Source organism: Rhizobium sp. BK313, from assembly GCF_014193655.1.
Lineage (GTDB): Bacteria > Pseudomonadota > Alphaproteobacteria > Rhizobiales > Rhizobiaceae > Rhizobium.
This window is the reverse complement of record NZ_JACHZQ010000003.1, coordinates 210,227-223,551: the sequence shown is the minus strand read 5'-3', so window position 1 is coordinate 223,551 and position 13,325 is coordinate 210,227. Positions and strand designations below refer to the sequence as shown.

15 protein-coding genes are annotated in these 13,325 nt (G+C 59.5%); 6 read left to right on the top strand and 9 right to left on the bottom strand.

The window, feature by feature from the left end; all coding sequences use genetic code 11:
* Positions 1-12: 12 nt before the first annotated feature.
* The 4 genes from pheS to infC form a co-directional block, all read right to left on the bottom strand.
* Positions 13-1,095, bottom strand: a complete 1,083-nt coding sequence (gene pheS, locus FHT86_RS17475) for a phenylalanine--tRNA ligase subunit alpha (protein ID WP_133708092.1) — start codon at positions 1,093-1,095, stop codon at positions 13-15.
* A gap of 328 nt (positions 1,096-1,423) precedes the next feature.
* Positions 1,424-1,828: a 50S ribosomal protein L20 gene (gene rplT / locus FHT86_RS17470; RefSeq protein ID WP_133708091.1), complete on the bottom strand. Its 405-nt coding sequence runs from the start codon at positions 1,826-1,828 to the stop codon at positions 1,424-1,426.
* Positions 1,829-1,864: 36 nt separating this feature from the next.
* Positions 1,865-2,068, bottom strand: a complete 204-nt coding sequence (gene rpmI, locus FHT86_RS17465) for a 50S ribosomal protein L35 (RefSeq protein ID WP_133708090.1) — start codon at positions 2,066-2,068, stop codon at positions 1,865-1,867.
* A 321-nt stretch (positions 2,069-2,389) separates the two neighbouring features.
* A complete protein-coding gene (gene infC / locus FHT86_RS17460) occupies positions 2,390-2,926 on the bottom strand; it encodes a translation initiation factor IF-3 (RefSeq protein WP_183868856.1) in 537 nt (178 codons plus the stop codon).
* Positions 2,927-3,206: 280 nt separating this feature from the next.
* Between infC and FHT86_RS17455 the strand changes: the two genes are divergently transcribed.
* Positions 3,207-4,019: a carboxylesterase gene (locus FHT86_RS17455; RefSeq protein WP_133708089.1), complete on the top strand. Its 813-nt coding sequence runs from the start codon at positions 3,207-3,209 to the stop codon at positions 4,017-4,019.
* Between the two features lie 236 nt (positions 4,020-4,255).
* Positions 4,256-4,855 (top strand): transglutaminase-like cysteine peptidase, encoded by a 600-nt coding sequence (locus FHT86_RS17450; protein WP_133708088.1) that lies wholly within the window; start codon positions 4,256-4,258, stop codon positions 4,853-4,855.
* 84 nt (positions 4,856-4,939) lie between these two features.
* Here FHT86_RS17450 and mbfA read toward each other — a convergent pair whose 3' ends face one another.
* The gene (gene mbfA / locus FHT86_RS17445; RefSeq protein WP_133708087.1) at positions 4,940-5,923 is read right to left on the bottom strand and encodes an iron exporter MbfA; all 984 of its coding nucleotides are present in this window, start codon (positions 5,921-5,923) and stop codon (positions 4,940-4,942) included.
* Between the two features lie 238 nt (positions 5,924-6,161).
* On the opposite strand from mbfA, the gene FHT86_RS17440 reads away from it, so the two are divergent.
* Entirely contained in the window at positions 6,162-6,629 is a 468-nt protein-coding gene (locus tag FHT86_RS17440; RefSeq protein ID WP_133708086.1) for a group III truncated hemoglobin, read from the top strand.
* On the opposite strand, the gene FHT86_RS17435 is transcribed toward FHT86_RS17440, so the two are convergent.
* Positions 6,626-7,540 (bottom strand): DMT family transporter, encoded by a 915-nt coding sequence (locus FHT86_RS17435; RefSeq protein WP_133708085.1) that lies wholly within the window; start codon positions 7,538-7,540, stop codon positions 6,626-6,628. The genes FHT86_RS17440 and FHT86_RS17435 overlap by 4 nt on opposite strands.
* A gap of 122 nt (positions 7,541-7,662) precedes the next feature.
* Positions 7,663-8,688: a histone deacetylase family protein gene (locus FHT86_RS17430; protein ID WP_133708084.1), complete on the bottom strand. Its 1,026-nt coding sequence runs from the start codon at positions 8,686-8,688 to the stop codon at positions 7,663-7,665.
* Between the two features lie 161 nt (positions 8,689-8,849).
* Here FHT86_RS17430 and FHT86_RS17425 point away from each other — a divergent pair, with 161 nt between their 5' ends.
* On the top strand, positions 8,850-9,461 hold the full coding sequence (locus FHT86_RS17425) for an HAD-IA family hydrolase (protein WP_133708083.1): 612 nt from the start codon (positions 8,850-8,852) through the stop codon (positions 9,459-9,461).
* Between the two features lie 12 nt (positions 9,462-9,473).
* Here the strand turns inward: FHT86_RS17425 and FHT86_RS17420 are convergent, their stop codons facing one another.
* Positions 9,474-9,998 carry a GNAT family N-acetyltransferase gene (locus FHT86_RS17420; protein WP_133708082.1) on the bottom strand — a complete coding sequence of 175 codons (525 nt, stop codon included), beginning with the start codon at positions 9,996-9,998 and terminating at the stop codon, positions 9,474-9,476.
* Between the two features lie 18 nt (positions 9,999-10,016).
* Positions 10,017-10,580, bottom strand: a complete 564-nt coding sequence (locus FHT86_RS17415; protein WP_246779572.1) for a helix-turn-helix domain-containing protein — start codon at positions 10,578-10,580, stop codon at positions 10,017-10,019.
* 128 nt (positions 10,581-10,708) lie between these two features.
* Here FHT86_RS17415 and tenA point away from each other — a divergent pair, with 128 nt between their 5' ends.
* Together tenA and lepA are read left to right on the top strand one after the other, a co-directional pair.
* Positions 10,709-11,407 carry a thiaminase II gene (tenA, locus tag FHT86_RS17410; RefSeq protein ID WP_133708080.1) on the top strand — a complete coding sequence of 233 codons (699 nt, stop codon included), beginning with the start codon at positions 10,709-10,711 and terminating at the stop codon, positions 11,405-11,407.
* A 75-nt stretch (positions 11,408-11,482) separates the two neighbouring features.
* On the top strand, positions 11,483-13,315 hold the full coding sequence (gene lepA, locus FHT86_RS17405) for a translation elongation factor 4 (protein WP_133708079.1): 1,833 nt from the start codon (positions 11,483-11,485) through the stop codon (positions 13,313-13,315).
* Positions 13,316-13,325 lie beyond the last annotated feature (10 nt).

Here is a 13,325-nt window from a genome sequence, read left to right as displayed (position 1 = left end):
TCGATCCCTTGCTTACGCGCTCAAACCGCCGAACAGCGTCGGCATGTCGAGCGGGCGGAAGCCATAGTGGTTCATCCAGCGGACATCGGCGTTGAAGAAGTCGCGCAGATCCGGCATGCCGTACTTCAACATGGCGATGCGGTCGAGACCCATGCCCCAGGCAAAGCCCTGATATTCGTCCGGATCGAGACCGCCATAGCGCAGCACGTTCGGATGCACCATGCCGCAGCCGAGGATCTCCATCCAGTCGGTGCCTTCGCCGAACTTGACGATCGGACCCGAGCGATCGCACTGGATATCGACCTCGAACGACGGTTCGGTGAAGGGGAAGAACGACGGGCGGAAACGCATCGTCACATTGTCCACCTCGAAGAAGGTCTTGCAGAACTCTTCGAGCACCCAACGGATATTGGCGACATTCGCCGTCTTGTCGACCACCAGGCCTTCCACCTGATGGAACATCGGCGAGTGCGTTGCGTCACTGTCCTGGCGATAGGTCTTGCCGGGAATAATGATGCGGATCGGCGGCTTCTGCGCTTCCATGGTACGGATCTGCACAGGAGAGGTATGCGTGCGCAGCACCTTGCGCTCACCCTTTTCGTCCGGCTGGAAGAAGAAGGTGTCGTGCATCTCGCGGGCCGGATGCCCTTCGGGGAAGTTCAGCGCCGTGAAATTATAATAGTCGGTCTCGACATCGGGGCCTTCGGCGATCGAGAAACCCATATCGCCGAAGATCGCGGTGATCTCGTCGACGATCTGGCTGATCGGATGGATGCGGCCGCGTTCTGCCGGAGAAGAGCGCACCGGCAGGCTGACGTCCACCGTCTCGGCCTTCAGCTTTGCGTCGATGGCAGCATCCTTCAACGCACCCTTGCGGGCGTTGATGGCGTCGGTGACGGAGTTCTTCAGCGCGTTGATCGCCGCCCCCCGTGTCTGCCGCTCTTCCGGCGACATCGAGCCCAGCGTCTTCAGCAGTTCCGAAACCGAGCCCTTCTTGCCGAGCGCGGCGACCCTCACGGCTTCGATCGACTGCTCGTCGGTCGCCGCGGCCACCTCGGCCATGAGTTGGGTTTCAAGTGTTACGAGTTCCGTCATCTGGTCCTGCCTTGCGGGCGGCGGGCTTGGAACGCCGCTCAGTCCGCGGAATAATGGATGAACGCATGCATCATAAAGCTTGCGGCAACGATGAAGCGTTGCAGATCACTACCCATGTGCAGGCGGCCAATCAACCGGGCAAATGACAAAAAGCCGCGGAGAATGCGGACCTTGGCACTTGCCGCCCGATGCGCGATCCGTTTTCCGGGGTTCCGCCCGACAGGACCGCCTGACACGATGGAAAGCATATGCTGCAAAACACAAAACCCGCGCCGGTTTCGCCAGCGCGGGTTTCATAATGAATTTACGAAAGACGTGCGAAGCGGCGTTAGTTAACGGCTGCTTCGAACTCGTTCTTCGTACCGGCGTCCTTGAGATATTCCAGAGCCTTCTTCGAGGCGGCGACGAGCGCGCCGAAAGCTTCCGTCTCATGGATAGCCATGTCGGACAGAACCTTGCGGTCGACTTCGATGCCAGCCTTGGTCAGGCCGTCGATGAAGCGGCCGTAGGTCAGGCCGTGTTCGCGGACGGCAGCGTTGATGCGCTGGATCCAGAGGGCGCGGAAATTGCGCTTGTTGACCTTGCGGTCGCGGTAAGCGTACTGCTTGGAACGGTCGACGGCGGCCTTGGCAGTACGGATGGTGTTCTTGCGGCGGCCGTAGAAGCCCTTGGCTGCCTTCAGAACCTTCTTGTGCTTGGCGTGCGAGGTTACGCCTCTTTTTACGCGTGCCATTTCATGATCTCCTTGTCTATAGCGTTACGAATAGTCTTAGAGACCGTTCGGCAAGTAGTTCTTGATAACCTTACGGCCATCCGGTTCTGCGAGAACCATGGTGCCGCGGGCGTCGCGAATGAACTTGTTGGTACGCTTGATCATGCCGTGGCGCTTGCCAGCAGCGGCTGCCTTGACCTTGCCGGACGCGGTGATCTTGAACCGCTTCTTGGCAGAGGACTTCGTCTTCATCTTGGGCATTTTGCTACTCCTTCGATGCTTCCTGGCGCGCTTTGTTAAAAAGCCCTTCTCACAGATCCGGCTAAGCCGGGCTGCAACAAGGTGCCGGAGCGTTTGTTGTTGAACGGCGGATACGGTGACGAACCGCCCCGCCAGCATTCTGAACTGCCACGGCATGCCCTGCCGGTCAGTTCGGACGCGCGCTTATAACCGCAGTTGCCGATAAGCGCAACGGGCACAACGCGGGATTCTTTGCAGATCGATGACAGGCATCAACCCGGCGATACAAAAGGAAAAAGCCGCCCAATGGGACGGCTCCGGCCTCTTACTTCAACTTGCGCCTCACTTCGGCGCAAGCACCATCATCATCTGGCGGCCTTCGAGCTTGGGCTCGGCTTCCACCTTGGCAATTTCAAGCGTATCTTCCTTGACCTGCTGGAGAAGCTTCATGCCGAGTTCCTGGTGGGCCATTTCGCGGCCACGGAACTTCAGGGTCACCTTCACCTTGTCGCCTTCTTCGAAGAAGCGTTCGATCGCCTTCATCTTCACGTCGTAATCATGCGTGTCGATGTTCGGGCGCATCTTGATTTCTTTGACTTCAACGACCTTCTGCTTCTTGCGCGCCTCGGCGGCCTTCTTCTGGTTCGCGTATTTCAGCTTGCCCAGATCGAGGATCTTGCACACAGGCGGTTCAGCATTGGGGGAAATCTCTACCAGGTCGAGACCGGCCTCCTCTGCCATTCTCAATGCCTGGTCGGTCGGGACGATGCCCATATTCTGGCCGTCAGCCGCGATGAGCTGAACTTTGGGAATGCGAATTTCCCTGTTGGAACGTGGCCCATCCTTCACGGGCGCATCAGTTTTAAAGGGTCTGCGAATGGTCGTACTCTCCACGAATTGTTTCGGATAGCTGCAGCCTCTCGCTCCCGTCAGCGCAACTGACGGAAATGTCGTAAAAGCTGTGGTGAAGTCAATAGCATGATGCCAGGAAAAAATCACCTCCCGTGTACCATTACTGTGCCGCGCAGCCGTAAGATGCGCAAAGGACACAGTAACATCCCAAAATAGCGCGTGAACCTTTCCCAAAAATCGAGAGGATTTTTGGGGTAACGCGCCTGCGAATCTGCTTTATAGGGCGGAAGAATTCAGGAGTTTCTTCATGTCCGAAGCGGCTGACAGCCTTGAACCTATCTTCCTTTCCGTTGGCAGCGGTGACGATCAACGGCAGATTGCTATGCAGTTGCGCGCAGCCAGGAAGGGAGCAAAAGGTGCGACCTTCGTCTGGCTTTCCGGCTATCGTTCCGACATGAGCGGCACCAAGGCGCTGGAGCTCGACGCCCTGGCCGAACGCCTGGGCCTTGGCTGCATCCGCTTCGACTATTCGGGCCATGGCCAATCCGGCGGCACGTTCACCGACGGCACGATATCGCGCTGGCTGGAGGAAGCGTTCGCGGTCATCGACCATGCCAAGCCGAAGCGCATCGTCCTCGTCGGCTCGTCCATGGGCGGCTGGATCGCGCTCAGGCTCATCCAGGAGCTGCGCAAAAGCAAGAAGACAACGGTCATCCAAGGCCTGGTGCTGATTGCTCCCGCCCCGGACTTCACCATCGACCTCATCGAGCCGAACCTTTCCGACGTCGAACGGAGATCGCTTGCCGAACGCGGTTATTTCGAGGAGCCCTCCGACTATAGCCCCGAACCGAATATCTTCACCCGCGCACTTATCGAGGACGGTCGCGCCAACCGCGTTTTGACCGGCATCATCGAGACCGGCTGCCCGGTTCATATTCTGCAGGGTATGCAGGACCAGGATGTGCCCTTTGCGCATTCGTTAAAATTAGTCGAACATTTGCCGGCCGATGATGTCGTGTTAACACTTGTGCGTGATGGCGACCACCGGCTGTCGCGACCGCAGGATATCGAGCGCATGTTGAGCGCGGCAGAGACGCTGGCCCTGCATAATCATCCGTAAAAACAGATAGATAGCTTATAGTGAAACCTGCGGATTGCCCCGCCGCCGGGTAGAATTTGCGCGCGCCTCCATAATCATAAGAGGCAAGCAATTGTGGCAACTATCTCTTTGATTGCGCTGAAATTAACCATAAAGGCTGGTTCCGCTGTTAACACTTAAGTAACGATTGACTTCGCGCACCCCCTTACATTAACAATTTGTTAACAAATGCAAGGACGATACAAGGAAGAGTGGGCGTGCGTATTAAGGGCGTATTCGTTGCCTTCGCAGCTATAGTTGCGATGTCGTCGTCGGCAATGCCGGCCCCCCAGAACACCGCTTCGATGACCATCGGCGGCGTCACGTCGCAGCCCATCGGGCATTATGAATTTTGCGAGCGTCATACTGACGAATGCGGCCCGACGCGCAATGCCGGTCCGCTCGATATGAACGCCACCACCTGGGCGTTGGTCAATCAAATCAACCTGCGCGTCAACAAGACCATCACGCCTGCCACCGACGAAGAAGTCTATGGCCAGGAAGAATATTGGGAATATCCGAAGACGGCCGGCGATTGCGAGGATTTCGCGCTTCTGAAGCGCAGACTTCTGATGCAGAAGGGCATTTCTGCCGCCAACCTGCTGATGACCGTCGTACGCAAGCCCGATGGCGAAGGCCACGCCGTACTGACGCTGCGCACCAAGCAAGGCGACTTTATTCTCGACAATCTCGAGGACGAGGTGAAGGTCTGGTACAAGACCCCCTATTCCTACCTGAAGCGTCAGGCGAGCTACAATGCCGGCCGCTGGGTCACCATCGAAAACGGCAACGACATCCTGGTCGGCGCGGTCAAGTAAGCGCTACAACCACCGAATCCAAGCAAAAGGCCGGCAATTTTGCCGGCCTTTTGCTTTTCGGAAAATGATTAAAGCCGTTCCGGCTTAACCGTTCCCGATCAATATGCCCGCTGCAAGTACCAGGGAACCGCCGACGACGACCTGGAAGGCGGCGCGGAGAAATGGCGTCTCCATATATTTGTTCTGGATGAAGGCGATCGCCCAGAGCTCGAAGAAGACGACGACGGCGGCGGTGATGGTGGCGGTCCAGAAATCAGGAATGAGATAGGGAAGCGCATGGCCTAAACCGCCGAGTGCCGTCATGATGCCGCAGGCAAGGCCGCGCTTGATCGGCGAACCGCGGCCGGAAATCTTGCCATCGTCATGGGCTGCTTCCGTGAAGCCCATGGAAATGCCGGCGCCGACAGACGCCGATAGACCCACGAGGAAGGTCTGCCACGTCTGTTGCGTCGCGAAGGCGGCCGCAAAGATCGGCGCCAGCGTCGAGACGGAGCCATCCATCAGACCGGCAAGGCCTGGCTGCACATAGGTCAGCACGAATTTACGGCGGGCACTCGCGTCTTCTTCTTCCTTGACCGATTGCGGCGTGTGCTTGTCGCCCAGCATGCGGGCGATGTCTTCATGCCCCTGCTCGGCCAGCGCCAGATCGCCGAGAAGCTGACGCGTCGACGCGTCGGAGACCTGTTTGGCCGCCTCGACATAGAAATTATAAGCCTGCTGCTCCATGCCCTCGGCCTCATCGCGGATGGCTTCAAGCGACAGGTTCTTACGCAGCCAATCCGGCTTGCGCTCATAGAAGCCGCTGACATGCTCGCGCCGGATCAGCGGAATGCGCTCACCGAAACGCTCGCGGTGCATGTCGATCAGCGTTTTGCGATGCGTATCTTCGACTTCGGCCATATCCTCGAACACCTTGGCGGAGTCGGGATAATTAGCCCTTAGAATATCGGCATAGGCGAGATAGATGCGCGCGTCGTCCTCTTCCGAGGCAATGGCAACGGCGAGAATTTCCTGTTCGGACAAAGAAGTAAAGGAACGTTTCGGCGAGCGGAAAAATCGGAGCAGCATTAAGAATCTCCATCTTTAGAATTATTCTAAATCTAAAGTGGACGATCACGCGGGTCAAGGGCTAAGGCGTGATCCCGAACCGAAGGATCGCGAAGCGAAACGGCTGAAGCGATGTGACTTTGACAGATTGCCGCAACGGCGGCATGACACCTTGGTTGCGTCGCAAAAAGGCATACATAGGGGCCGACAATGGCCCGTTCGCGTACAAAAGTACTGCGCATGGCGGCAGGAGCATGACATGAACACTGACATACAGGGCCGCGCTGCCCATCTGGCCGGTATTCGCGAGAAGGCCGAGGCCGAGATGAGGCGCATCGGCATCGATGTCGCCTTCATCGATCGGCTTGTCGATACTTTCTACGGCCGCATTCAGACACATCCCCGACTCGGCCCGGTTTTTGACGGACGTCTTGCCGGCCGCTGGCCGGATCATATGGAGAAGATGAAACGCTTCTGGTCATCGGTCGCTTTCAAGAACGGTGCCTATGGCGGCAAGCCGGTGCAGGCTCATCTCGGCGTCGAAGGCATTGCGCCCGATCTCTTTCCGGAATGGCTGGCGCTGTTTTCCGAAACACTTGCCGACATAACGCCCTCAGACGAAGCCAAGGCCTGGTTCATGGCGACGGCCGAGCGCATCGCCAAGAGCTTGACGCTGTCGCTGTTCTATAATCCGGCGGTGGATGATCCCGCGAGGAAGGCGATCTAACCTTTCGCGGCAAAAACGGTCGCGCCGATACTGGCCGTCACGACCAGCGCCGTGCCGAACATCTGCGACGGGGTCATCGGTTGCGACAGGATGACGAAGCCCGCAAATGCACCGATCGCCGGCTCCAGGCTCATCAGGATGCCGAAGGACGATGTCGGCATGCGCCGAAGCGCCACCATTTCCAGAGCATAGGGCAATAGCGGCACCAGCAGCGCAAGGCCCGCCATTTCGACCAGGCCGAAGCCCGTCAAATGCGGAACGGCCGAGGCAAAGCCGAAGGGTGTGGCGACAATAGCGGCGACGATGAGCGACATCGCGAGACCCTCAAACCCCTTGAAAGAATTGCCGACCTTCTTCGTCAGCAGGATATAGCACGCCCAGCCCGCACCGGCGCCGCAGGCAAACAGGACGCCGGGCAGATTGCCGACCCACTCTTCACCGTCATAGGCGAGGAGAAGCACGCCGATACCGGCGACCAACGGCCATAGGAGCTGCCTACCCATTCCGAAGCCCAGTGTCGCGACCGACAGGGGACCCAGAAAATCGATGGCGACGGCAAGGCCAAGCGGGATACGCTCGATCGCCGAAAAGAAGGAGAGCGTCATCATCGCCGTCATCGCGCCCAGCACGAGCGCGCCGATCCATTGCTCACGGCTGTAGCGAGTCACCTTCGGCCGGACGATGACCGCCAGAATAATGGCGGCAAATGCGAGCCGGAGCCATGTCGCGCCGGCCGGCCCGTAGGTGGCGATGGCTGAAGACGACAGGGCCGCGCCGAATTGCACGGAGGACATCGACAGGAGGCACATGACGACGCCCGCGACAATGCCGCCGGAAGACGCTGGCACATCCGGATGCGGCATCAACGCCGCGCCGCCATCGGTGCCGCTTTCGATAATCTTCTGATCCATGGTCGCTCCCGTCCCCCAGCGGCTTTTAGGCGGCGGATGGCAGAGACACAAATTCAAACTTTTCATGCTGGGTTCAGGCAAGTTGATGCACCGGCACCCCCTCGCCACAGCTTTCGAGGAACTCAGGCTTCCAGGCCCTTCAGCACGTTGGTAACGTTCAAGCCGATCTCCGGCACGCCATAACCGCCCTCCATGCAGGTCAAGACCGGCAGTCCGGCGCCAGCGACAAGCGTGCCCATGCGGATGAAATCCTCCGAGGTCAGCTTGAAGAAGGAGATCGGATCACGCTCGAACGTGTCGACGCCGAGCGAGAGGACGATCGCCTCAGCACCGAAGCTTCTAATGCGGGCGAGAGCGTCGGCAAGAGCTGCCGACCATTGTTCCCAGGGAGTGCCGCGCGGCATCGGATAATTGCGGTTCGCCCCAAGCCCCTCGCCTTCTCCCTCCTCGTCGGCATGACCGAGGAAATAGGGGAAAGCATGGATGGGATCACCATGCAGCGAAGCGGTAAAGACATCGCCGCGCTGATAGAAGATGTCCTGCGTGCCGTTGCCATGATGGAAATCGACGTCGAGCACCGCTACTTTCTTCGCACCGTGGTCGCGCAGCCGCTGCGCCGCGACGGCGGCATTGTTGATGAAGCAATAGCCGCCGAAGAGATCGAACCCGGCATGATGACCGGGCGGGCGGCAGAGCGCGAAGGCATAGCGATTGCCGGCATGGAGCCAATCAGCCCCCGTCAGCGCACAGCGCATCGACGCGAGCGCCGCTTCGTAGGAGCCCTTGGTGATCGAGGTATCGGCGGCGTTGGCATAATGGCCGATCATGCCGACGATGTTTTCCGGCACGCGCTGGCTGGTGCGCCGCACCGGAAAGGAATTGGCAATCGCCTCCCCCTTATAGCCGGCCGCAACCCAGCGCTCCCATACTGTTGCCAGGAAATCGAGATAGGCCGGATCATGCACCTTGCGTGCCGTTTCCAGTCCATGCGCCTCCGGCGACACGACATCGGCAAAACCTGCTTCCTTCACCGCCGCCAGAATCCATTCCGCACGGAACGGCGCTTCGAAAGGCGTCACAAGCTGACCGTCGTGCAACTCGGTCTTGGCATCCCTGAGCTTGTGGTCTTCCGAATAAATGACGCGCATATGGCTGCTCCCCGAATGATTTCTTCATTGCATTTCAACGATGGCCGAGATTTGCACGGAACTGTCACATGCGAAAGCGGGAGAGCCGTTTAGAAGCTCTTGAACGCGGGGCGCATCTTCATGATTCTCGCTAAAATTTTAGACAGCGGAGCGGTTGAGTCATGAAAGTTCTGATGGTGGATGTCGATGGCGTGCTCGTTCACGGACGCCCGCAGGATGGCCTGCCGCTATTCACTTTCCTTGAGCGTGATCTCGGCCTGTCGCCGGAACGTCTTCAGCAGGAATTCTTTAAACCATACTGGAGCGAGATCATCGTCGGGCGCGAGCCTCTGATGCCGCGACTGGAATCGGTCCTGTCCAAAATTGCACCGCATCTCAGCGCCGAAGCGCTTGCTGCCTATTGGTTCGAAAACGATTCCCGTCTCGACCATGCCTTTCTTGACGCCCTGGCGCATTATCGCGCCGCTGGCATCCGTATCTTCCTGGCGACGAACCAGGAGCATATGCGGGCAACATATCTGATGAAGGAGCTTGGTCTGGCGGCGCATGTCGACGGAATTTTCTATTCCGCCGCACTCGGCCACCGCAAACCCTCCGAGGCGTTTTACGCGCTCGCCAGCGAAAGGGCGGAAGCGTCCCCAAGCGATATCGTCTTCATCGACGACGTGCAGGAGAACATCGAGAGCGCGCGGCGCTTTGGCTGGCAAGCGATCCATTGGACTGGCGAGATTGCGCTCGACGCCGCGCTCGCTCCGTTCGCAGCGCGCAAATAGCGCGCCATTTCGTTAGTCGGCTACTGTCCGCTTATAGAACAACGTCGTATCGCAAAGGCCGCCCTCCGGCCACATGGCATAATCAGGAATGACGCCGACGCGCTGCCAGCCGAGCCGGGGATAGATGGCTTCAGCTTCGCTACCGGTTGCCGTGTCGAGCACCAGCAGGGTCTTGCCGCGCCTGGACGCTTCGCGCTCGGCGGCCGTCATCAACAGCCGCGCAAGCCCCTTGCCGCGGGCAGAGCGCTGTACCAGTAATTTCTTCAGATCGCCGCGATGCGGCTGGTTCGGCATCTGCGCTGCACCGATCTGCACGGTGCCGACCACTTTGCCTTCTATCTCGGCGACAACAAGCAATGTCGCCCCGGTCTCCACGCTGTCGGCAACACTCTGCCAATAAAGCTCTGCATCGGCTGGCCCATAGGGCTGCATGAAGCCGACGGAAGCGCCGCCGTTGACGCAATCGGCAAGCACATCGCAGAGATCCGCAATGGCGGCGCGAGCTTCAGGAGCAGAGAGAAGGCGGATAGTCGACATGATGGTCCTCTAGATTGTTCAACGGCCGCCACGATCCAGCACGACGCAATAGCGTGCCGGCGCGAGGCCCGGATTGTGAAAGACATGGCCGTCACCAACAGGCATGAAGAGACAGTCACCGGGCTTCAGGCGGTGTAAGGTTTCGCCGACAGTCATTTCCAACTCGCCATCGAAGAGCCAGACGTGCTGAGTCATGCCGCGGCTCGCCGCATGAGGCGCAAAGCTGACCCGCGCGCCGGCAGGAAACTCGACGTCGACGATATCGACATCCGAGGCCGTAGCCGGTGGAGAGACGGCGCGGCGCATATAGCCGGTTTCGGGATCGCGCCAGACCTGCTGCTCGTGCCGGCGCGAAAGCGGTGAAGCCTCCTGCCCTTCCTCGGCGAAGAATTCCGACAGCGACAGGCCGAGCGATGCGCAGACCCGCGCCAAAAGCGAAGCTGTCGGGCTCGCTTCGGCGCGTTCGATGCGGGAGATCATGGCGCGGCTCACACCGGAGGCTGTGGCGAGATCATCCAGCGTGAGGCCCTTTTCCAGCCGCAGCGTGCGGATGCGGATGCCGATCGCCTGTTCGAGTTCCATCTTTCGATCCATAATTCTACTATAAGAGAAATACAGGATCTAATGATGGAATCAAGCCCTCGCGAGCAGCCTTGCTTTCACCATAACGCCGTCGATATATGGCGGTGCATTCAAGAGCGGAGAGCAGCATGGACGGCATCACGGAGGGCGCTGAGACGACGGAAAGCTTCACGGCCGCCGCCTGGGGCCAGATCAAACCAATTATGGTCGAGATCGAGCGATTGCCGCTACTGGAACAGCTTTCGGACGGCACGCTGCCGCCAGAGATTTTCCGCCACTATATCCTGCAGGATGCGATCTATCTGAAGCACTATGCCCGCTGCCTCGCCATCGTCGCCGCCAAGGCCCCCGACAATGCGCAGGTGCTGCGTTTCCTCGGGTCGGCGCAGAAGGCGATCACCGTCGAGCAGGGCCTGCATGCCGGCTTCCTGACGCAGTTCGGCATTTTGAGCGCGGATGTGACGGCTGCGGAGCCTTCGCCGGCCTGCTTCGCCTATACAAATTTCCTTTTGGCGACCGCCTATCACAGCTCCTACGCCATTGCGCTTTCGGCGATCCTGCCGTGCTTCTGGATCTACTGGCATGTCGGCGAAGGCATCAAAAGCAAGCCGGCGATCGAGGGCAACGTGTTCCAGGCCTGGATCAATACCTATGGGGATCCGCAATTCGCAGCCGGCGCCCGGGAAGTCATTGCTTTGACTGACATCGCAGCCCGTGCAGCTTCGGCGGCAGAGCGCCAGCAGATGAGCAACGCCTTCGTGCGTGCCTCCCAATATGAATGGATGTTCTGGGATTCAGCCTGGCGGCTGGAGAAGTGGCCGGTCTAACGCACGCTCCCGGACTGCAAAATAGCGTAAACGGCGGGATAATTACCGCTTTGCGGCGCGGGGCGGCGCTGCTATATGGCGCGCATGAGCACCAATTCCACCACTCCGCTTTCGCATATCCGCAATTTCTCGATCGTGGCCCATATCGACCACGGCAAATCGACACTGGCCGATCGTCTGATCCAGACGACGGGCGGCCTTGCCGAGCGCGAGATGTCCGAGCAGGTGCTGGACAATATGGAGATCGAGCGCGAGCGCGGCATCACCATCAAGGCCCAGACCGTGCGTCTGCACTACAAGGCGAACAACGGCGAGACCTATATCCTCAACCTGATCGACACGCCCGGCCACGTCGACTTCGCCTATGAAGTCTCGCGGTCGCTGTCGGCCTGCGAAGGCTCGCTGCTGGTGGTCGACGCCTCGCAGGGCGTCGAAGCTCAGACGCTCGCCAACGTCTATCAGGCGATCGACAACAACCACGAGATCGTCACCGTCCTCAACAAGATCGACCTGCCGGCGGCCGAACCCGACCGCATCAAGGAACAGATCGAGGAAGTCATCGGCATCGATGCCTCCGACGCCGTGCTGATCTCGGCCAAGACCGGCCTTGGCATCCCCGACGTGCTGGAAGCGATCGTCCACAAGCTGCCGGCGCCGAAGAGCCCCGGCGGCGAAAAGGCGCCGCTGAAGGCGCTGCTGGTCGACAGCTGGTACGACACCTACCTCGGCGTCATGGTTCTCGTGCGCATCATCGACGGCGTCATGACCAAGGGCCAGACCATCCGCATGATGGGCACGGACGTGAAATATCAGGTCGAGCGCGTCGGCGTGCTCACGCCGAAGATGCTGACCGTCGAAAGCCTTGGCCCCGGCGAGATCGGCTTCATCACGGCTTCGATCAAGGAAGTGGCTGACACCCGCGTCGGCGACACGATTACCGAAGACAAGCGCCCGACCGCCGCAGCCCTTCCCGGCTTCAAGCCGGCCCAACCTGTGGTGTTCTGCGGCCTCTTCCCGGTCGATGCCGCGGAATTCGAGGATCTGCGCTCGGCCATGGGCAAGCTGCGCCTCAACGACGCCAGCTTCTCCTTCGAGATGGAATCGTCAGCCGCACTCGGCTTTGGTTTCCGCTGCGGCTTCCTCGGCCTGTTGCATCTGGAAATCATCCAGGAGCGCCTGGAACGCGAATTCAATCTCGACCTGATCGCGACGGCTCCCTCCGTCGTCTATCAGCTCACCATGACCGACGGCACCGAGATCGAGCTGCACAATCCGGCCGACATGCCCGATGTGGTCAAGATTTCCGAATTCCGCGAACCATGGATCAAGGCGACGATCCTGACGCCGGACGACTATCTCGGCTCGATCCTGAAGCTCTGCCAGGACCGTCGCGGCGTCCAGACCGAGCTGACCTATGTCGGCAACCGCGCCATGATCACCTACGATCTGCCGCTCAACGAAGTCGTCTTCGATTTCTACGACCGCCTGAAGTCGATCTCCAAGGGCTATGCCTCGTTCGACTACAGCCTGACAGATTATCGCGAGAGCGATCTCGTCAAGATGTCGATCCTCGTCAATGCCGAGCCGGTCGACGCGCTGTCCATGCTGGTGCACCGCTCGGCCGCCGAAAAGCGCGGCCGCGTGATGTGCGAAAAGCTGAAGGACCTGATCCCGCAGCATATGTTCCAGATCCCGATCCAGGCTGCCATCGGCGGCCGCATCATCGCCCGCGAGACGGTGAAGGCGCTGCGCAAGGACGTGACCGCCAAGTGCTACGGCGGCGACGCCACCCGCAAACGCAAGCTGCTGGACAAGCAGAAGGAAGGCAAGAAGCGGATGCGGCAGTTCGGCAAGGTCGAAATCCCGCAGGAAGCGTTTATCGCGGCGCTGAAGATGGGCGATGAGTGAGGTCGGTTTT